Raw genomic sequence first — 18,663 nt, 5'->3', positions numbered from 1 at the left:
TGCCCGATCAGTTTGCCCCCTCATGCCCGATCGGCGAAACGGTCCTATCGTGCTGTCATGGAGCACGCACTGAGTCCCACCGCACTGACCGAGTTGCGCCGTCCGCGCCCGTATCCCGCGGTGTCCGTGCTGACGCCGACACATCGCCGGGAGCCCGAGAACACCCAGGACCCGGTCCGGCTGCGCAACGTGGTGGCCGAGGCCAAGAAGCAGCTGGAGGCGGATCCCTCGGTCACCCGTGACCGCCGGGTCGACGTGGCCCGGCAGCTCGACCAGGCCCTCGCCGAGGTCGATCTCGCGCATGCCGAGGACGGTCTGGTGATCTTCGCCGCGCCGGGTGAGCACCAGGTGTGGTCACTGGCCCGCCCCGTACCCGAACGCGTGGTGCTCTCCGACACCTTCCTCACCCGCAACCTCGTCTCGGCGCAGGCCGCCGAGCGGCCGTTCTGGGTGCTGTCCGTCTCCGCCGACCGGGTCACGCTGTGGAACGGCGGCGCGGGCCGCGTCACCGAGGAGGACGCCGGAGGCTTCCCGCTCATCCGCAGCCACGACAACTTCGACGCCGAGCGTCAGGAGCGGATCGGTGATCTGTCGAGCACCTTCCGTGACGAGAGCACCCGGCACTTCCTGCGTGACGCGGACGCCGCGATGAGCAAGCTGCTGCGCGACGATCCCCGTCCGCTGTACATCACCGGCGAGACGGCGGCGCTGTCCCTGCTCGACGAGGTCGGCAGCGCCACCAAGGACGCCGTCCACGTCCGGCACGGCGGCCTCGCGGACGCCACCCCGGACACCGTGTGGCAGGCGGTGCGCCCGATGATCGCGGCCGACGCCCGCAGGACCACCGACACGGTGGCCCGGGAACTGGTGTCGGCCCGCGGTCGCAAGGCGTACGCGGCGGGCGTGGACGAGGTCTGGCAGAGCGCCCGCGAGGGCCGGGTCCGACTGCTGGCCGTCGAGGAGAACTACCGCGTCACGGTGCGCAACGAAACCGGCGACCACCTGGTCCCGGCCGAGAGCGGCGACCTCGACGCCCGCGAGGACATCGTGGACGAGATCGTCGAGCAGTGCCTGGAGACCGGGGCCGACGTCCGCTTCGTACCGGACGGCACCCTCGGCGACGCCAGCGGCATCGCGGGCGTGCTGCGCTACTGAGTCCGCACGGGCGGTCGTCACCTCAGACGCTCCCGAAGAGCGCGCTGAGCCCCTCGTCGACGGCCGCCCCGACATCCTCCTGCCCGGCAGGTACGACCGCGTACGTCCGCAGCACGAAGCGCTCCAGCGCCGAGGTGTCGAACTGGAGCAGCGCCAGCCCGTAGGGCGAGTGCAGCTCCAGGACCGTTCGAGCACGTCCGCACGGCCAGATGTGCACGTCCCCGGCCCCGGCCGGACCGCGCAGCCCGTCCGCCAGCAGCGTGCGGGCGAAGGTCCAGCTCACCCCCTCACCGTCCAGCGAGACCTCGGGCGGGAAGTCGATGTGCACGGCCAGCGGGTCGACCGAGGCGTAACGGAGCGTCGCGGGAGCGGGCAGCTCCTGTTCGTCAGCGGTGATCAGTCGGGCACGCGCGGGCTGCTCAAGGGTGATGTCCATGGCTGTCTCCACTGCGGATGAGAGGTCGGCCGGTTTACCGATGTGCCTTTACGACCTCGCAGGTGCCGCTCGCATTACGCCCAAGCCGGAATTGATGACGTGACCTGCGTCACTCTTGAAACGGTCATTTGTCATTTAAGGTTACGAACTTGTCCGAACCCACCACTGGGGACGGGAGAGTTCCTGCCATGACCGACGGCCCCGCCGCCACGCCCGCACCGGCGTCGCCCGAGTCCGCCATCGCCGCGTACACCCGGGTCTACGAGGAGGAGCAGTCCCGGCTGGTCGCCTACGCCCGCTCGCTGACCGGCGACACCTGGGTCGCGGAGGACCTGGTGGCCGAGGCCCACTTCCGGGTCTGGCGGCGCCTGTCCGCCGGGCACGAGGTCGAGAACGTTCCGGCGTACCTGACGACGACCGTGCGGCACCTCGCCGCCACGGTCGGCGGCGCGGCCGCCCGGGAGATACCGCAGGACCCCTGGACCGCCGAGCGGGTCGAGGTCAGCGGCTCGGAGACCGACCCCGCCGAGCGGATGTCCTCCGTCGACCTCCTCGTCCGCGTGCTGGGCCAGCTGCCGCGGCGCTGGGTGAAGGCCCTGTGGCTCGCGGAGGCCGAGGGGCGTCCCCTGGACGAGATCGGCCGCCGCCTCGGCACCCGGCGCGGCGCCACCGCCGTACTCCTGCACCGGGCCCGCGAGGGCATGCGGCAGGCCTTTCTGCGGGCGCACCCCGGACTGCCGGACGACCCGGCCTGCGCGGCCCACTGGGACCGCATGCCCGCGTACGTGCGCGAGGCCGCCACGCCCCGGCAGTCCGAGCAGCTCCTCGCCCACCTCGACGGATGCGAGGACTGCCGGGCCCGGCTCGCGGTACTGATGCGCGCCAACGACCGGCTGCCCGCGTTCGTCGGCCCGGCCCTGCTCGTGTTCGCCCTGGGCGGCGCCGGCAAGTTCCTGGTGCCCCTCGCCGGGGGCGCGGCGGGCGCCGCCTCCGCACCCCACAGCGGCAGCCGCCTGCTGCACTCCGTACGGCACGCCGTGACCGCCTGCACCAAGGCCCCCGGCGCCGCGCTGACCGCGATCGGCGCGACGGTGACGGGCGCCGCGGTGGCGGCCGGGATCGTGCTCAGCGGGAGCGGCTCACCGTCGGTGCCGCAGGAGCGGGCGGCCACCGCGCAGACCTCGACGGTACGGACGCCAGGAGCGGCGGCCGAGCGGGGTGCGCCGCCGGTCGGCACGGAGCCGGAGCAGCGGACGGAGGTCTCACCTGCGGTTTCCCCTGCCGACGCCAAGGCGCCGACACCGACGGCGACACCCGGGACGACGGAGGCGACACCCGAGGAAGTCCAGGCGGCGGCACCCACTACGGCGGCCACGACGCCCGAGACGACGCCCACGCCCACGCCGACTCCCACTCCGACGCCCACGCCCACACCCCCCGCGGCGATCACCCCCACACCCGTCACTCCGACTCCGGCGACCCCCTCAGCCACCCCGGTCGAACCCACCCCGACGCCCGCGCCCCCGATCCCCGTCTGCGAGCCCTGGCACGGCCCGATCCAGGTCTGCCGCACTGGCTAGAACACGCTGCCGTCGAACACATAAATGAATGCGAGCACAGGCCACCCGACGGGCCGTCAATTCACGTACTCTGCCTACGACTTGCCCCACCCGGAGGTGTACGCCCACTCTACGGCGGGAGCACTCCGTGAAGACTGTGGCATATGCCAGAAGCACCACCGTATCGTGTGTTGCCAAATCCCTTACAGGGCGTCGCGGGCTGTGCAACAGTCGTAACGGTCCCTCCGTCAGCCTTGGTCGTACCGTTCCCCTTCACCGGAGTGCGTCATGCCGTCCCATCTCTCCGCGGACCGCCCAGCCGCTCAGCCACCCGGACGCGGCTCGGTCGAGGCGCTCATATCGCAGGCGCGGCGCCTCAAGGGCGACGTCGACGCGGTGCGGCGGGACACGCAGAGCGACGGTTCGGACCCGCAGGAGCGCTGGCAGCGTGCACTGTACGACCTCGCGCTGACCCAACTGGAGGACCTGGACGCCCACTTGGCACAGCTGCGGGAGGGACCGCCGCCCGTGCCCGGGGCACCGGCGGCGGCCGCAGCCCGGACCGTGCCGCCCGCTCCCCGGCGCGGCTCACTGCTCAGCCGGGTCGGCAGCGCGGAGTGGAACCTCCTGACGGACGAGGCCAGTTGGTCCGGGGAGCTCTACCAGATCCTGGGCCGGGACCCCGCCGCTCCCCCGCTCACCCTCGACGAACTGCCGTCGCTGGTGTTCGAGGAGGACCGGCCCAAGCTGACGGCCATGGTCACGGACTGTCTCATCGACGCCAAACCCATCGACGGGGAGTTCCGCGTCATCCGCTCGGGCGGAGACGTACGGACCGTGCACATGATGGGCGAGCCCGTGCTCGACGCCGACGGCAGCACCGCCTCGATGTGGGCCGTGCTGCGTGACGTCAGCGAACTGCGCCGCAGTCAGCGCACCGTGAGCGAGACCCGTGACTCGCTCCAGCGCCACCGGCACCGCGCACAGACCGAGCACCGGCTCGCGGTCGAGCTGCAGGAATCCGTGCTGCCGCCGTGGCGCGGCTCCCTGCGGCTCCCGCACCAGGGCCCCGAGACACTGGACCTGGCGGCCCGCTACCTGCCGTCGGCGACCAGCGCACTGATCGGCGGCGACTGGTACGACGCCCTCGAACTGGCCGACGGATCCACCCTGTTGAGCGTCGGCGACCTCACCGGACACGGCGTCGCCGTGACGTCCGGCATGGCGATGCTGCTCGGTGCGCTGCGCGGTATGGCGATGGCCGGCACCGAGCCGGGGCAGCTGATGAGCTGGCTCAACCAGTTGCTGGACGCCACCGTGCAACCCGCCCTCGGCAGCGCCGTCTGCTGCCGCTACCGCCCCGAGACCCGCACCCTGTCCTGGGCACAGGCAGGACACCCCGCCCCGCTGCTGTTCCGCGACGGGACGGGGTGCAGGCTCGAAGCACCGGACGGCGTCCTGCTCGGCGCGACCACCGGAGCCACCTACGAGCAGGCCGACGTGGCCCTTGAGCCGGGCGATCTGCTGCTCCTGCACACCGATGGACTGGTGCCAGGACACAGCAGCGCCGACGCCCTGAGCCGTCTCCTCGGCCTGGCTCCGCGGTTCGACGGAGCGCGCACCGCACAGGACTGCGTACGGCTGGTCGTGGAGGAGTTCGGCGAGACCGAGCGCGAGAACGACGCGTGTGTGCTCGTCGCCCGGGTGACGGCCTGAGAGACGTACCGGCTGAATTCGGCGCGCAAGCTCCTTACGCCCGCGCGGTGTTGCCGCCCTTCGCCGGCTTCGGCAGCGCCACCCTGATCTCCTCCCGCAGCTCATTGATCTTCGGATAGCTGGAGTACTCCGCGGTCAGCCGGTACATCTGCCGCAGCCGGTCCCAGGTGCGGTGGGAGGAGTTGGAACCCATCGACACCAGGGCCAGTCGCGCGTACCGGTCGGCCTGTTCGGGATCGTCGGCGATGAAGCAGGCGGAGGCCATGGACAGGAAGTCGAAGATCTTCGACCGCTGCCGCCCGTCGACCCGCAGGGCCAGGGCCTTCTCCGCGTAGTGCTGGGCATGCACGGCCGCACCGGGCTCGTACTCCGCCAGCGTGCGGTAGGCCAGGGCCTGCATGCCGTACAGGTCCTCCTCCTTGAAGGTCTGCATCCAGCTCGGCGCCGGTACATCGCTCTTGTCGGAGACGAAGAGGTCCTCCGCCTGTCCGAGCGTGCGGCGCATCGCCTGGCCCTTGCCCATGGAGGCCTGTGCCCAGGCCTCGATGGTGTGGAGCATCGCCCGGGTCCGCGGCAGCACTTCTTCGCCGGAGCCGGACTGGGCGAGCTTCATCAGGTCCAGTGCGTCGTCGGGCCGGCCCAGGTGCACCATCTGGCGAGCCGCTCGCGAGAGCGCCTCCCCGGCGCGGGGCCGGTCGCCGCCCTCACGGGCCGCGTGGGCGGCGATGACGAAGTACTTCTGGGCCGTGGGCTCCAGGCCGACGTCGTGCGACATCCAGCCCGCGAGAACGGCGAGGTTGGCGGCGACGCCCCACAGGCGCCGCTGGAGGTGTTCGGGATGGCGGTAGGCGAGCATGCCGCCCACTTCGTTGAGCTGTCCCACGACCGCCTTGCGTTGCAGCCCGCCTCCGCGGGCCGCGTCCCAGGCGCGGAACACCTCTACCGAGCGCTCCAGTTCCTCGATCTCCTGCGACCCGATGGGGGCGGCCTCGTAGCGGTCGAACCCAGCGGGGTCGGCGTGCAGAGGATCGAGGAAAACGGGTGCGTCGGCCTTCAGAGTCGGATCGGTGTGCAGCCAGTCGTGCATGGCGCTGCTGAGTGCGGATCCCGCGGCGAGCGCGGCACCCGCGCCCACCAAGCCGCGTCGGTTGAGCATGAGGTCCATTCCCGTGAATTCGGTGAGGACCGCAGCCGTCCGCTCGGGCGCCCACGGCACACCGTCGGGATGTTCCACATTCCCGCCGCTCTGCCGTTTCCCCGCACGCCCGTGCCGGACCAGACCGAGGTCCTCGATGGTCACGACACGGCCGAGACGCTCGGTGAACAGAGCCGCCAGCACCCTCGGTACGGGATCGCGGGGGATCTCCCCCATGTCGATCCAACGCCGTACCCGCGAGGTGTCGGTCGACAGCTGGGGGTGGCCCATGGCCGCCGCCTGCCGGTTGACCAGCCTCGCGAGTTCACCCTTGGACCAGCCGGCCAGGCCGAACAGGTCCGAAAGGCGGGTGTTGGGTTGTCCGCTCACGTCAAGCCCCCAGGTTCTCGGCTGAGTTGACAGTAGCCCGGTGAGAGTTGCCGGGCGACTATTCGCCAGGGTTCGCCAGGGTGCGCCAGATGGTGTGCCAGTGGGCGACGGGTGTCAGGTAGGAACGCGCCACCCCGACCCGGTCACCGCCCGGCAACACCGGTGCATTCCCCAGGGTGCACCCGGGTGACCGGGTCGGGCAGCGCATTTGCGCAGAGCAGGCACAGCAGGCACACGAAGGGATCTGTTTCGCCCATGTACGCAGCATCGTCCTCCGTGTCCGCCCCGCCCCGGACGCTGCACCCCCGCCCGGCGGGCAGCGGCCCCTACCTCGACCCCGCCCGCCCGGCGGCGCCCGCCCTCGGAGCGGGCCGGCCACGGCGCGCAGCGGGGCTCGGCACCCCACCGCTCAGCGGGAGACTCGACTTGTCCGGCCCTCAGGGCGCCCAGCTGCGTACGGCCATCGCGTCCGTGCACCGGATCTGCCCGGAGTTCGCTCCGGTGCAGGTGCTGCGCCGGAGCGGGCGGTCCGTGCTCCTCGTGGGAACGACAGGACGCAGCACGGCCGTCGCCAAGTGTTTACTGGACCACTCCCCCGCGTGGGCCGAGCGGATCCGGCACGAAATAGCTGCGTACCGCTCGTTCGTCCGGCACCGCCCCCCGGTGCGGGTGCCCCGGCTGATCGCGGCGGACCCGGACAACTGCACTCTGGTGATCGAGCGGATGCCGGGGCGGGTGGCGGCCTTTCAGCGGCACCCTGCCGAGGCCCCGCCGCGCGCGGACATCAGGGCGGCCCTCGCCGCGATCTGCCGGCTCAACGCCTGGCGGCCGCCGGCGGGCACCTTCGACGCCCCGCTGGACTACGCGGCACGCATCGCCCGCTACCACGAACTGGGCCTGCTGACCGACCGGGACATGGGCGACCTGCAGAAGCTGCTGCACGGCATCGCGCACTCGGCGGGCCGCCAGGGCATGGGCCAGTTCAACCACGGTGACGCCCTGCTGTCGAACATCCTGCTGTCCCCGGCCGGTCCAGTGCTGGTGGACTGGGAGCACGCGGGCTGGTACCTGCCGGGCTACGACCTGGCGGTGCTGTGGTCGGTCCTCGGTGACGCGCCGGTCGCCCGGCGGCAGATCAGCCAGATCGCCCAGTCGGCGGGCCCGGCCTCACGGGACGCGTTCCTGGTGAACCTGATGCTCGTGCTGACCCGCGAGATCCGTACCTACGAAATGGCCGTGCAGCGTTCGATGCACGACACGGCCCCGGCGGCACCGGGAGTGGCCCACCCAGGTGCTGCGCCGTCCGGCGAGGAACAGCGGCTGTTGCTCAGGCGGCTGCACGACGACTGCCAGCTGGCCCGACGGGCCGTACGTGCGGCGGTCGGTACTCGCTGACGGGGACGGCGGTCCGCGGTGCGCCCGGAACGGCGGCGCGCCGCGGACCTTCGTATGTCCCGTGGCCGGAGCCGTTGCCCGGGTCAGCGAGGGGTCAGGAGGCAGAACTCGTTGCCTTCCGGGTCGACCAGGATCCTCCAGTGGATCTCGGACTGGTCGATGCCGGGGTCGGTGGCGCCCAGGGCGCGCAGTCGGGCCTCCTCCGCTGCCAGGTCGTCACCGCGGTAGGGGGCGATGTCGAGGTGGACGCGGTTCCACACGCTCTTGGTGTCGGGGGTGCGGACGAACTCCAGGTAGGGGCCGACGCCCTTGGCGGAGCGCATGGTGGCGTGGTCGTCGGTGACTTCGTGCACCGTCCAGTCCATCGCCTCGCCCCAGAACCGGGCCATCACCCGTGGGTCGGTGCAGTCGACCACCACCGTGGCGATCGGCCCGGTGTCCCGGTAGAGCGGACGGGGCTCCAGGACGCAGAACTCGTTGCCCTCCGGGTCGGCCATGACCGTCCAGGGGACATCGCCCTGACCCACGTCGGCGAGCGTCGCGCCGAGGCCCTTCAGGCGCGCGACCAACTCCGCCTGATGGGCGGGCGAGGTGGTGGCCAGATCAAGATGCACCCGGTTCTTCACCGTCTTGGGTTCCGGGCGGGCGATGAGGTCAATACAGACGGCGGCGGGGTCGGGGTAGACAAATCCCACGGGTTCGAGGTTGGTCACACCGGGTGCCTCGCTGTCGACACCCCAGCCGAGTACATCTGCCCAGAACCGGCCGAGCGCGGAGTCGTCCTGGGCCTTCATATTGATCTGCACAAGTCGTGTTGCCATGCGCAGATCCTAGAAGCCGCCGCCCGGGCCGCCGCCAGCGAATATTTGCTCGGCCCGGCGCCGTCGAACTCACGTCGGGCAACAAGCGCGACAGGTATACGCCACTGACGCCCCGCAGGCCCGAACGGTGCCATCGCGAAACTCCCGGGAACCCCGGTTGACAAGGGAATTCTCCTTTCCCTGGGCATGATTGACGGATCGTCGGAGAGCCGGTACCACTGACGCACGCCCGGCCCCGCACGGCTCATTTGCGCCCGACCGTCCCAGGAGGCTGCATTGCGAGGATCCGTCACTGTCCCGAGACGTGCCGCCGGAGCGGTGGCCGGCGCGGCACTGTTGCTGCCCCTGCTGGGCGCGGCCCCTTCCGGCGCCGAGGCGTCCGCGAACCGGCTTCAACTGGCGTTCGCCGCGGCGGCGGCCGAGTACCGGGTGCCGCAGAGCGTGCTGCTGGGCGTCTCCTACCTCCAGTCCCGCTGGGACGCGCACGCCGGGGCGCCGAGTGTGACCGGTGGCTATGGGCCGATGCACCTCACCGACGCCCGTACCGCGCTCGCCGGGGCGGCCCATCACAGCGAGGGCGCGGAGGACGCCCGCGGCGACGAGGCCCGTACACCGCTCGTCCCCGAGGAGCGCATCCCGGAGAGCGGCGAGATCCCGGCCCGCCTCAGGACACTGCCGAGGGCCGCGGAGCTGACCGGTCTGAGCGCCGAGCGGCTGCGTACCGACCCGGCGGCCAATGTGGCGGGAGGTGCCGCCCTCCTCGCCGCCGCCCAGAAGGAGCTGGGCGAGCCGGCGAGCGCCGACCCGGCGGACTGGTACGGGGCGGTGGCCCTCTTCTCCGGCGCCGACGACTCCAGGACGGCGGCGGCCTACGCGGACGACGTCTACGACGTGATCCGCACCGGCGGTGAGCGCGCCACGGACGCCGGTCAGCAGGTGGTGCTGGCGGCGCAGCCCGGCCTGGAGCCCGACACCGCGTCCCTGGCGGAAGCGGGGCTGCGGGCTCCGGCCGCCGGTGACACGGAGTGCCCGGCGTCGGTGTCCTGCGAGTGGATCCCGGCGCCGTACGAGGAGTTCGGGGACGGCGACTACGGCAACCACGACCTGGGGAACCGTCCGGCGTCCCAGAAGATCGAGTACATCGTGGTCCATGACACGGAGGGCCGCTGGGAAGGTGTCCTGGACCTGGTCCAGGACCCCACCTATGTGTCGTGGAACTACTCCCTGCGCTCCACGGACGGCCATATCGCCCAGCATCTGAAGGCCAAGGAGGTGGGCTGGCACGCGGGCAACTGGTACGTCAACGCCAAGTCGATCGGCCTGGAGCACGAGGGCTTCCTCGCGCAGCCGGACGCCTGGTACACGGAGGCGATGTACCGCTCGTCGGCCCGCCTGGTGCAGTACCTCGCCCGCAAGTACGACATCCCGCTGGACCGGCAGCACATCCTGGGCCATGACACGGTGCCGGGACCGACCACCGCGACGATCAAGAACATGCACACGGACCCGGGTCCGTACTGGGACTGGCAGCACTATTTCGAGCTGCTGGACCACCCCTTCGAGCCCTCCGCCGGGAAGAGCGGCGGCATGGTGACGATCCGCCCGGACTACGCGACGCACCACCCGGTGTTCACCGGCTGCACCGCGGCGGGCGAGCCGTGCACGGCCCACGGTTCGAGCGCGGTACGGCTGTACTCCGGGCCGGGTACGTCGTACCCGCTGATCAAGGACATCGGGCTGGGGACGACCCCCGGTACGGGCGTGAACGACCTGTCCTCACAGGTCTCGACCGGGCAGCAGTTCGCGGTCGCTGGCCGCGACGGCGACTGGACGGCGATCTGGTACCTGGGGCAGAAGGCGTGGTTCGAGAACCCGGCGAAGGCCCCGACGGCGATGAACGCGACGGGCCTGGTGGTGACGCCCAAGAAGGGCGTGGACAGCGTCCCGGTCTACGGTCGCGCCTACCCGGAGGCCTCGGCCTACCCGGAGGGGGTACCCGCCCAGCCGGTGTCCCCGCTGCCGTACCAGCTGCCGGCGGGGCAGAAGTACGTGGTCGGGGACAAGGTGCCGGGTGAGTACTACTACGCGGTGACCTTCGACGAGGCCTCGCACCGGGTCGTCGTCGGTGAGGACCTGTACTACGAGATCCAGTTCGGCCACCGCGTGGCGTTCGTACGGGCCGCGGACGTCCGTGTGGTGCCCGCGGCCGGGTAGCAGGGTCAGCCCTGCTGGAAAAGCTCCGCGGGCAGCGGCTTCAGCAGGGCGTACAGGTCGTCCGTGATGGGGCGGTCCCAGGCGGCGATGGTCACCAGGACGTTGTCGCTGCGGTCGAACTGCACACAGGAGATCCGGCTCTCGGAGAGCTTCAGCCGGCGCACGATCAGAAGGTTGTCGCCCTGCATGACCGGGACGTCCTCGGTGCCTACGACACGGATCTCCTCGTCGTTCTCCAGGGCCAGCAGCAGCTGGGCGACCTCGAAGGGGATCTCGTCCTCGGCGACCTCACGGGCCGGTGATCCCTCCGGCAGATTGCCGATGATCATCGCGGGGCCGCGGCCGCCGAACAGGTCGTAGCGCAGAAAGACGCCCTGGCAGCTGCCGTCGGGCGCGGGCAGCAGCCCGGCGCCGAGGTTGCCGGGCCAGTCACCCGGATCCATGGCCAGAACATCGAAGTCAGGCCCGGCGGGCGTGGCGCTGCGGCGGCGGAGGAACGACATGCCGCCATGGTACGTGCCCGGCCCTGTTCCGCGACGGCCGGGCGACCCTCGCGGCACGACTGCCGACCGGGCATCCGGCGGCGCCGTGCGGGGCGTTGCCGCGCGGCCGGGCCCACGGGTGCTGGGCGTCCTCTCACTCCTCCGGCGGTGCCGGTGGGATCACCGCGATCGGGCTTGCCGCGTGGAGCAGTACCGCATGGGTGACGGAGCCCAGCATGCGGGCGGGGGCCAGGAGGCGGCGGCGGTGGCGGCCCACGACGGTGAGCTCGGCGTTCTTGGAGGCGGCGACGAGGTGGCCGGCCGCGTCGCCGGGGGCCACGTACGGCTCGGCGTGGACGTCCGGGTACCGCGCCCGGTACGGGGCGAGGAAGCCCTCGGCGAGGGTGCGGGTCTCGTGCTCGACGGCCTGCTGGTCGACGGCGGGCGGCAGGAGCTCGCCGGGGGCGGCCGTCCACACCTGGATCGGCCAGGGGTAGGCGGCCACCACCTGGAGGCGGGCACCGCGCCGGGCGGCCTCGGCGAAGGCGAAGGCGAGCGTCGCCTCGTCGGGGCTGTCGACCTGGAGGCCGACGACCATTCTCGGTCCGGGGCCGGTGGGCGGGCCCTCGTGGACCTCGCGTCCGGGCCGGGGCACCACGACGACCGGGCACTCGGCGTCGCAGGCGGCGGCCATGCCGTTGGAGCCGAGCAGGAGGGCGGCGAAGCCGCCCCGGCCTCGGGAGCCCAGTACCAACAGCTGGGCGGTGGAGCCCAGTTCGGGCAGCACGGCGCCGGGTGCGCCCTCCAGGCCGAGGTACTCCGTCGTCGGCCGGTCGGGCAGGCCCGCCAGGCGGGTGCGCACCTGGTCGAGGACCGGGTCGTCGCCCTGGTCCGGAGGAGGTCCGGCCACGAGCACATCGGCCTGCATCCACGCGGCGTACTGCCGCACATGGACCACCCGCAGCGCCGCCCCGCGTCCACGGGCGGCGTCGAGGGCCCAGTCCAGGGCCCGCAGGCTGTCGTCGGAACCGTCGACCGCCGCGATGACCGGCAGGGTGCTCATGGGTTCCTCGCCTCCGGAGTACGACCTTCCCCCCGGGGTCAGCGTGGCTCAGGTGCCCGCCCCGGAGAGGGTGCTCAAGGTCGCGTGTCCGGAAAAACGGGTGGAACACCCCCGGATCGGCCCGTCAGGTCACGTCAGGTCGAACTCGCCCTCGCGCGCCCCCGACACGAACGCCCCCCATTCGGCAGGGGTGAAGATCAAAGAAGGGCTCTCCGGACGGCCGCTGTTGCGCATCGCGATGAACCCCTCGACAAAGGCGATCTGGACATCTCCCAGACCGCGGCTGGTCGAGTGCCACTCGGCGCTGCTGAGGTCCAGCTCCGGCTTGTCCCAGCCCGTGAGCGGCTGCTGCTGGATGGTGCTCTCGGCCACGTCCGTGCTCCTCCCGATTCGCGTCGTCCGCGGCCAGCCTAGCGATCGGTTCGTGACGCCAACAGGCCACGTGAGGGGGACCTTTCAGGAGTCGGGGGGCTCGGCCCCCACGAGCCACATGGAGAAGAACTGCGAGCCGCCGCCGTAGGCGTGGCCGAGTACCTTGCGGGCCCCTTCCACCTGGTGTTCCCCGGCCTGTCCGCGCACCTGGAGGGCCGCTTCGGCGAACCGGATCAGGCCGGAGGCGCCGATGGGGTTGGCGGACAGGACGCCGCCCGACATGTTGACGGGCAGGTCGCCGTCCAGTTCGGTCACGCCGGACTCGGTGAGCTTCCAGCCCTCGCCCTCGGCGGCGAAGCCGAGGTTCTCCAGCCACATGGGCTCGTACCAGGAGAACGGTACGTACATCTCGACCGCGTCGATCTCCCGGCGCGGGTCGGCGATGCCGGCCTGCCGGTAGACGTCGGCGGCGCAGTCCTTGCCGGCCTGCGGGGAGACCGCGTCCTTGCCGGCGAAGAGCGTCGGCTCGCTGCGCATGGCGCCGCCCAGCATCCAGGCCGGGGGCCGGGGTGCGCGGCCGGCTCCGGCCCGGTCGGTGAGGACCATGGCGCAGGCGCCGTCGGAGGACGGGCAGGTCTCGGAGTAGCGGATGGGGTCCCAGAGCATCGGTGAGGCCTGGACCTTCTCCAGGGTGATGTCGTGCTCGTGGAGATGGGCGCAGGGGTTCTTCAGGGCGTTGCGCCGGTCCTTGTAGGCGACGAGGGAGCCGATGGTGTCCGGGGCGCCGCTGCGGCGCATGTACGCGCGCACGTGCGGGGCGAAGAAGCCGCCCGCCCCGGCCAGCAGGGGCTGCTGGAAGGGGATGGGCAGAGACAGTCCCCACATGGCGTTGGACTCGGACTGTTTCTCGAAGGCGCAGGTCAGGACCGTGCCATGGACGCGGGAGGCGACCTGGGCGGCGGCTACGAGCGCGGTGGAGCCGCCGACCGAGCCGGCCGTGTGCACGCGCAGCATGGGTTTGCCCACCGCTCCCAGCGCGTCGGCGAGGTACAGCTCGGGCATCATGACGCCCTCGAAGAAGTCGGGTGCCTTGCCGATGACGACGGCGTCGATGTCGGCCCAGGTCAGCTCGGCGTCGGCGAGAGCGCGTGTGGCGGCCTCCCGGACGAGTCCGGCGATCGACACGTCCCGGCGGGCCGCCACGTGCTTGGTCTGTCCGATCCCGACGACGGCCACGGGCTCCTTGCTCATCGCGGGTCCCCTTCCAGTACGGCGACCAGGTTCTGTTGCAGACAGGGGCCGGAGGTGGCGTGGGCGAGGGCCCGGTCGGAGGCGCCCCGGTGGATACGGGCGGCGGCCTCGCCGATGCGGACGAGCCCGGCGGCCATGACCGGATTGGCGGCCAGAGCACCGCCGGACGGATTGACGATGACCTCGTCCCCGAGCCTCAACGCCTTGCGCAGGACGACCTCCTGCGAGGTGAACGGCGCGTGCAACTCGGCGGTGTCGACGGGCCGTTCGAAGGCGCCTGCCTTCTCCGCGGCAAGCCGGGCGGAGGGTGAGTCCGTCAGGTCGCGCACGCCCAGGGAGTGGGCCTCGATGCGGTGGTCGATGCCGCGGATCCAGGCGGGCCGCGCGCACAGCTCGCGGGCGCGGTCCCCGGCGGCGAGGATCACGGCGGCGGCGCCGTCGCCGATCGGCGGGCAGTCGCCGGTGCGCAGCGGCCGTACGGCGTAATCCCCGTGGGGCACGGGGCCCTTGAGCTGTGCACGTGGGTTGTCGGTGGCGCGGTTGCGCGCGCCGATCGCCGCCAGCGCGGGTTCGTCCGTCTCGCCGGCGTCGATGAGCGCCTGGGCCTGGAGGGCGGCGAGGGCTATGGAGTCGGGCCAGAGGGGGGCGACGTAGTAGGGGTCGAGCTGGCGGGTGAGGACGTCGCGCAGGGAGCCCGGGGAGGACTTGCCGTAGGCGTAGACGAGCGCGGTGTCGGCGTCGCCGGTCAGCAGCTTGGTCCAGGCCTCGTACAGGGCCCAGGCGCCGTCCATTTCGACGTGCGACTCGGCGATGGGGGGCCAGGCGCCGACGCCGTCGAGGGCGAGGGTGAAGGAGAAGGCGCGCCCGGCGAGGTAGTCGCTGGAGCCGGAGCACGTGAAGCCGATGTCGGCGGTCTTCAGGCCGGTGCGGTCGAGGACCTCGTGCAGGACCGGCATCAGCATCTCCACCTCGGAGAGGTCCTCGCTGGTGCGCCGGGTGACGGTCTGGGCGAAGGCGACGACGGCGATCTCGCGGGTCACAGCAGCTCCCTGTAGGTGTCGTAGTCCGCGTCGGGCTCGCCGGTGGGCCGGTAGTGGTCGGGGTAGCGGGCGTTGTCGGTCCACACCGGTTCGACGCGCAGTCCCATGCGCACCTGGTCGTAGGGGATTTCGGCGATACGGCCGTGCAGGGCGAGGTCGGCGCCGTCGGGGGCGATGTGGGCGTAGACGTAGGGCACTTCGATATTGAGGTTCTTCGCCTTGATGTTGACGATGCAGAAGGTGGTGACCGTGCCTCGGGGGCCCACTTCGACCTGCTCGGAGGTGGCCACGCCGCAGGTGGGGCAGGCGCCCCGGGGTGGGACGTACACCTTGCGGCAGGAGGGGCAGCGTTCGCCGACGTTGCGGTGGTCGGCGAGGGCGGTGATGTAGGCGGACTGGGCGCGGCCGGGTGAGTAGGTGTAGTCGAGCCGGGCCGGGGCGACGATGCCGGTGACCGGGTCGGCGAACGCGCCGCTGTGGCCGCCGGGTTCGGCCCGCTCGCCGTCGTGGGGTTCAAAGCAGGCGATGTCCGTGATGGCGCCGGATCGTGCGTCGGACCAGCGGATGCGGACGCGCATGCCGGTGCGGACGGCGTCGGGGCCGGGGGCGTCGAGGGCGTGCAGGAGGGCGGTGTCGGCGCCGTCGAGGCGGACGAGGACCCAGGCGAAGGGGGCGGAGAGGGGCTGGCCGCGGCGGGGGGCGTGGTTCCAGGCCCAGGTGGTGACCGTGCCGGTGGGGGCGACCTCGATCAGCTCGCGGAGCTCCTCGGCGGTGACGGGGTCGTACTCGACGGGCGGGACGAGGGTGCGGCCGTGGGCGGTGCGTACGCCGAGGACGACGCGTTCGCGCAGGCCGGTGAGGAAGGCGCTCTGGACGGGGCCGAGGGAGCGAGTGAAGGGGAACTCGACGACGAGGGGGGCTTTGAGGACTTCGGGCACGGTGGCTCTCCCCTTAGGCACGTTTGTAATCGGGCGGGCGCTTCTCCGCGAAGGCGCGGGCGCCTTCCTTGGCGTCGGCGGTGTCGAAGACCGGCCAGCCGCGCTTGAGTTCGGCGGCGAGGCCGTCGGTCTCGGTCATCTCGGCGGTCTCGTACACGGACGCCTTGACGGCCTCGACGGCGAGCGGGCCGCAGGCGTTGACCTGTTCGGCGATCTCCAGGGCCTTGGCGAGCGCCGTGCCGTCGGGGACGACGTGTCCGATCAGCCCGATGTCCGCGGCCTCCCGGGCGGTGTACGGGCGCCCGGTGAGCAGCATCTCCAGGGCGTGCGTGCGGGGAATCTGCCGTTGCAGGCGGACCGTTGAGCCCCCGATCGGGAACAGCCCGCGTCTGACCTCGAAGAGACCGAACGTGGCGGACTCGCCCGCCACCCGGATGTCGGTGCCCTGGAGGATCTCGGTGCCGCCGGCCACGCAGGGGCCCTCGACGGCGGCGATCACCGGTTTGCGGGGGCGGTGGTGGCGCAGCATGGCCTTCCAGTGCAGGTCCGGGTCGGCCTTGAGGCGGTCCCGGTAGTGCTCGCCCGTCATGCCGTTGCCGGCCAGGGCCTTGAGGTCCATGCCGGCGCAGAACGCGCCGCCCGCGCCGGTGAGGACGATCGAGCGGATCCTGTCGTCCGCGTCCGCTTCCAGCCAGCCGTCGTGCAGGCCGACGAGCATCGGCAGTGAGAGCGCGTTCCTGGCCTGTGGCCTGTTGAGCGTGAGCACCAGTGTGGCGCCTTCGCGCTGCACTGTGAGGTGTTCCGTCCCACCCATCGACCGTCTCCCCTCGATAAGAACGAGAACAGGTTGCAGGAGGCGCCGGGGCACTTCAAGGGTTTTCTGACAGACAGTCAGATTTCTTGTGCGCGGGCCCTTCCCAGTTGTGCCGCCCTTTGCTCTGATGACCGGCAGCCGGGTCAGAGCGAGGTCAGGAGGAGCGGTGGAGTACAACCTTGCCGACCTGTTCGAGTCGGTCGTCGACGTGGTCCCGGACCGTGAGGCGCTGGTGTACGTCGACCACCCGGGCACGGGTGCGGAACGCCGTCTGACGTACGCGGAGCTGGACGCGGCGGCCAACCGGATCGGTCACCATCTGCTCGACAGCGGGGTACGCCCCGGCGAACACCTCGGGCTCCATCTCTACAACGGCGTCGAGTACCTCCAGACAGTCCTTGGCTGCCTGAAGGCGCGGATCGTGCCGGTCAACGTCAACTACCGCTACGTCGAAGACGAGTTGGTGTATCTCTACCGGGACGCGGACCTGGTGGCGCTGGTCCACGACGCGGAGTTCGCGGACCGGGTGGCGGCGGCGCTGCCCCGGGCCCCGAAGCTGCGGCATCTGCTGCAGGTCGGCGACGGCACCGCCTTCACGGAGGCCGAAGCGCAGGGCTCGCCCGAGCGCGGGTTCCCGGCGCGGTCCGGCGACGACCAGTTCATCATCTACACCGGCGGCACCACCGGCATGCCCAAGGGCGTGATGTGGCGCCAGGAGGACCTGTTCTTCGCCGGTCTAGGCGGCGGCGCGCCGACCGGTGAGCCCGTCAAGAAGCCGGAGGAGCTGGCCGAGCGGGTCGCGGCCGGCGGGTCCGGGATCACCTTCTTCCCCGCTCCCCCGCTGATGCACGGCACCTCCACCCTCACCGCCTTCATCGGCTTCAACTTCGGGCAACGGATCGTGCTGCACCGCAAGTTCGTGCCCGAGCAGGTGCTGCGCACCATCGAGAAGGAGAAGGTCTCCAGCATGTCGCTGGTGGGCGACGCGATGCTGCGGCCGCTGATCGACGCGCTCAGCGGGCCGATGAAGGGCACGGACTGCTCCTCGATGTTCAGCGTGTCCTCGTCCGGGGCGATCATGTCGGAGACGGTACGCAGGCAGTTCCTGGAGCTCGTGCCGAACGTGATGCTGCTGAACAACTTCGGCTCCTCCGAGTCCGGCTTCAACGGCACCGCGACAGAGGACGCGGGCCCCGAGCGCGGCTTCCGGATCCGCGTCAACTCCCGTACCCAGGTGGTCGATCCGGCCACCCACGAGCCGGTGGCCGTCGGTGAGGTCGGCCGGGTCGCGCAGTGCGGCCATGTCCCGCTGGGCTACTACAACGACCCGGTGAAAACCGCCGAGACCTTCTTCGAGAAGGACGGCCGGCGGTGGGTGCTGCTCGGCGACATGGCGACCGTCGACGAGGACGGTGTCGTCACCGTCCTCGGCCGGGGTTCGCAGTGCATCAACACCGGCGGCGAGAAGGTGTACCCGGAGGAGGTCGAGCAGGCGCTCAAGTCCCATCCGGACGTGTACGACGCGCTGGTGGCCGGGGTCCCCGACGCCAAGTGGGGCCACCACGTGGCGGCCGTGGTCCAGCTGCGCGAGGGCGCGGACCGGCCCTCCCTGGAGGACATCCAGCGGCACTGCCGGGACCGTCTCGCCGGCTACAAGGTCCCCCGCCAGCTGGTGGTCACGGATGCCGTACGCCGCTCGCCGAGCGGCAAGGCGGACTACCGGTGGGCGCGGCAGGTGGCGGTGGCGGCCGACCGGTGACACGAACAGGGCCGAACCGGTGAATCACGGAACCGCGTGATTGAACCGAAGGTGACGTGCGACCGTACTGGTGGTGGCGGGCCCGGTCACCGGGCCGGCTCCGCCGTGCCATCACCGCAAGTC

General features: G+C 71.5%; 16 protein-coding genes. 6 read left to right on the top strand and 10 right to left on the bottom strand.

What is annotated here, in order from left to right; all coding sequences use genetic code 11:
* Positions 1-57 precede the first annotated feature (57 nt).
* Positions 58-1,155 (top strand): chemotaxis protein, encoded by a 1,098-nt coding sequence (locus tag AB0Q90_RS13865; RefSeq protein WP_363162045.1) that lies wholly within the window; start codon positions 58-60, stop codon positions 1,153-1,155.
* Between the two features lie 22 nt (positions 1,156-1,177).
* Here AB0Q90_RS13865 and AB0Q90_RS13860 read toward each other — a convergent pair whose 3' ends face one another.
* On the bottom strand, positions 1,178-1,591 hold the full coding sequence (locus tag AB0Q90_RS13860; RefSeq protein ID WP_363162044.1) for an SsgA family sporulation/cell division regulator: 414 nt from the start codon (positions 1,589-1,591) through the stop codon (positions 1,178-1,180).
* Between the two features lie 188 nt (positions 1,592-1,779).
* Between AB0Q90_RS13860 and AB0Q90_RS13855 the strand changes: the two genes are divergently transcribed.
* Together AB0Q90_RS13855 and AB0Q90_RS13850 are read left to right on the top strand one after the other, a co-directional pair.
* Entirely contained in the window at positions 1,780-3,171 is a 1,392-nt protein-coding gene (locus AB0Q90_RS13855) for a sigma-70 family RNA polymerase sigma factor (RefSeq protein WP_363162043.1), read from the top strand.
* A 267-nt stretch (positions 3,172-3,438) separates the two neighbouring features.
* Positions 3,439-4,866, top strand: a complete 1,428-nt coding sequence (locus AB0Q90_RS13850) for a SpoIIE family protein phosphatase (RefSeq protein WP_363162042.1) — start codon at positions 3,439-3,441, stop codon at positions 4,864-4,866.
* Between the two features lie 34 nt (positions 4,867-4,900).
* Here AB0Q90_RS13850 and AB0Q90_RS13845 read toward each other — a convergent pair whose 3' ends face one another.
* Entirely contained in the window at positions 4,901-6,391 is a 1,491-nt protein-coding gene (locus tag AB0Q90_RS13845; RefSeq protein WP_363162041.1) for a hypothetical protein, read from the bottom strand.
* A 255-nt stretch (positions 6,392-6,646) separates the two neighbouring features.
* On the opposite strand from AB0Q90_RS13845, the gene AB0Q90_RS13840 reads away from it, so the two are divergent.
* A complete protein-coding gene (locus tag AB0Q90_RS13840; protein ID WP_363162040.1) occupies positions 6,647-7,786 on the top strand; it encodes an aminoglycoside phosphotransferase family protein in 1,140 nt (379 codons plus the stop codon).
* Between the two features lie 83 nt (positions 7,787-7,869).
* Here AB0Q90_RS13840 and AB0Q90_RS13835 read toward each other — a convergent pair whose 3' ends face one another.
* Positions 7,870-8,607 (bottom strand): VOC family protein, encoded by a 738-nt coding sequence (locus tag AB0Q90_RS13835; RefSeq protein WP_363162039.1) that lies wholly within the window; start codon positions 8,605-8,607, stop codon positions 7,870-7,872.
* Between the two features lie 276 nt (positions 8,608-8,883).
* Here AB0Q90_RS13835 and AB0Q90_RS13830 point away from each other — a divergent pair, with 276 nt between their 5' ends.
* Positions 8,884-10,821 carry a peptidoglycan recognition family protein gene (locus AB0Q90_RS13830; RefSeq protein ID WP_363162038.1) on the top strand — a complete coding sequence of 646 codons (1,938 nt, stop codon included), beginning with the start codon at positions 8,884-8,886 and terminating at the stop codon, positions 10,819-10,821.
* A gap of 5 nt (positions 10,822-10,826) precedes the next feature.
* Here AB0Q90_RS13830 and AB0Q90_RS13825 read toward each other — a convergent pair whose 3' ends face one another.
* From AB0Q90_RS13825 to AB0Q90_RS13795, 7 genes are all read right to left on the bottom strand, one after another.
* Positions 10,827-11,324, bottom strand: a complete 498-nt coding sequence (locus AB0Q90_RS13825; RefSeq protein ID WP_363162037.1) for a hypothetical protein — start codon at positions 11,322-11,324, stop codon at positions 10,827-10,829.
* Between the two features lie 133 nt (positions 11,325-11,457).
* Complete coding sequence (locus AB0Q90_RS13820; protein ID WP_363162036.1) at positions 11,458-12,366, bottom strand: universal stress protein; 909 nt, start codon at positions 12,364-12,366, stop codon at positions 11,458-11,460.
* Positions 12,367-12,495: 129 nt separating this feature from the next.
* Positions 12,496-12,738, bottom strand: a complete 243-nt coding sequence (locus AB0Q90_RS13815; protein ID WP_188291989.1) for a DUF397 domain-containing protein — start codon at positions 12,736-12,738, stop codon at positions 12,496-12,498.
* A gap of 84 nt (positions 12,739-12,822) precedes the next feature.
* Positions 12,823-13,989, bottom strand: coding sequence for a thiolase domain-containing protein (locus AB0Q90_RS13810; RefSeq protein ID WP_363162035.1), 1,167 nt, complete (start codon positions 13,987-13,989; stop codon positions 12,823-12,825).
* Positions 13,986-15,029 (bottom strand): thiolase domain-containing protein, encoded by a 1,044-nt coding sequence (locus AB0Q90_RS13805; protein WP_363162034.1) that lies wholly within the window; start codon positions 15,027-15,029, stop codon positions 13,986-13,988. The genes AB0Q90_RS13810 and AB0Q90_RS13805 overlap by 4 nt, the downstream gene beginning before the upstream one ends.
* Positions 15,026-15,967, bottom strand: coding sequence for an OB-fold domain-containing protein (locus AB0Q90_RS13800; RefSeq protein WP_363162033.1), 942 nt, complete (start codon positions 15,965-15,967; stop codon positions 15,026-15,028). The genes AB0Q90_RS13805 and AB0Q90_RS13800 overlap by 4 nt, the downstream gene beginning before the upstream one ends.
* A 13-nt stretch (positions 15,968-15,980) precedes the next feature.
* Positions 15,981-16,781, bottom strand: coding sequence for a crotonase/enoyl-CoA hydratase family protein (locus AB0Q90_RS13795; protein WP_363162032.1), 801 nt, complete (start codon positions 16,779-16,781; stop codon positions 15,981-15,983).
* Positions 16,782-16,947: 166 nt separating this feature from the next.
* Here AB0Q90_RS13795 and AB0Q90_RS13790 point away from each other — a divergent pair, with 166 nt between their 5' ends.
* Positions 16,948-18,540: an acyl-CoA synthetase gene (locus AB0Q90_RS13790; protein WP_363162031.1), complete on the top strand. Its 1,593-nt coding sequence runs from the start codon at positions 16,948-16,950 to the stop codon at positions 18,538-18,540.
* Positions 18,541-18,663 lie beyond the last annotated feature (123 nt).

It is taken from the genome of Streptomyces sp. NPDC079141, from assembly GCF_040686775.1.
Classification (GTDB): domain Bacteria; phylum Actinomycetota; class Actinomycetes; order Streptomycetales; family Streptomycetaceae; genus Streptomyces.
This window is presented reverse-complemented; position numbering and strand designations above follow the sequence as displayed.

Coding starts and splice junctions, on each gene's coding strand:
- AB0Q90_RS13865 (WP_363162045.1), top strand. CDS start 58: ATGGAGCACGCACTGAGTCCCACCGCACTGACCGAGTTGCGCCGTCCG.
- AB0Q90_RS13860 (WP_363162044.1), bottom strand. CDS start 1,591: ATGGACATCACCCTTGAGCAGCCCGCGCGTGCCCGACTGATCACCGCT.
- AB0Q90_RS13855 (WP_363162043.1), top strand. CDS start 1,780: ATGACCGACGGCCCCGCCGCCACGCCCGCACCGGCGTCGCCCGAGTCC.
- AB0Q90_RS13850 (WP_363162042.1), top strand. CDS start 3,439: ATGCCGTCCCATCTCTCCGCGGACCGCCCAGCCGCTCAGCCACCCGGA.
- AB0Q90_RS13840 (WP_363162040.1), top strand. CDS start 6,647: ATGTACGCAGCATCGTCCTCCGTGTCCGCCCCGCCCCGGACGCTGCAC.
- AB0Q90_RS13835 (WP_363162039.1), bottom strand. CDS start 8,607: ATGGCAACACGACTTGTGCAGATCAATATGAAGGCCCAGGACGACTCC.
- AB0Q90_RS13825 (WP_363162037.1), bottom strand. CDS start 11,324: ATGTCGTTCCTCCGCCGCCGCAGCGCCACGCCCGCCGGGCCTGACTTC.
- AB0Q90_RS13820 (WP_363162036.1), bottom strand. CDS start 12,366: ATGAGCACCCTGCCGGTCATCGCGGCGGTCGACGGTTCCGACGACAGC.
- AB0Q90_RS13810 (WP_363162035.1), bottom strand. CDS start 13,989: ATGAGCAAGGAGCCCGTGGCCGTCGTCGGGATCGGACAGACCAAGCAC.
- AB0Q90_RS13795 (WP_363162032.1), bottom strand. CDS start 16,781: ATGGGTGGGACGGAACACCTCACAGTGCAGCGCGAAGGCGCCACACTG.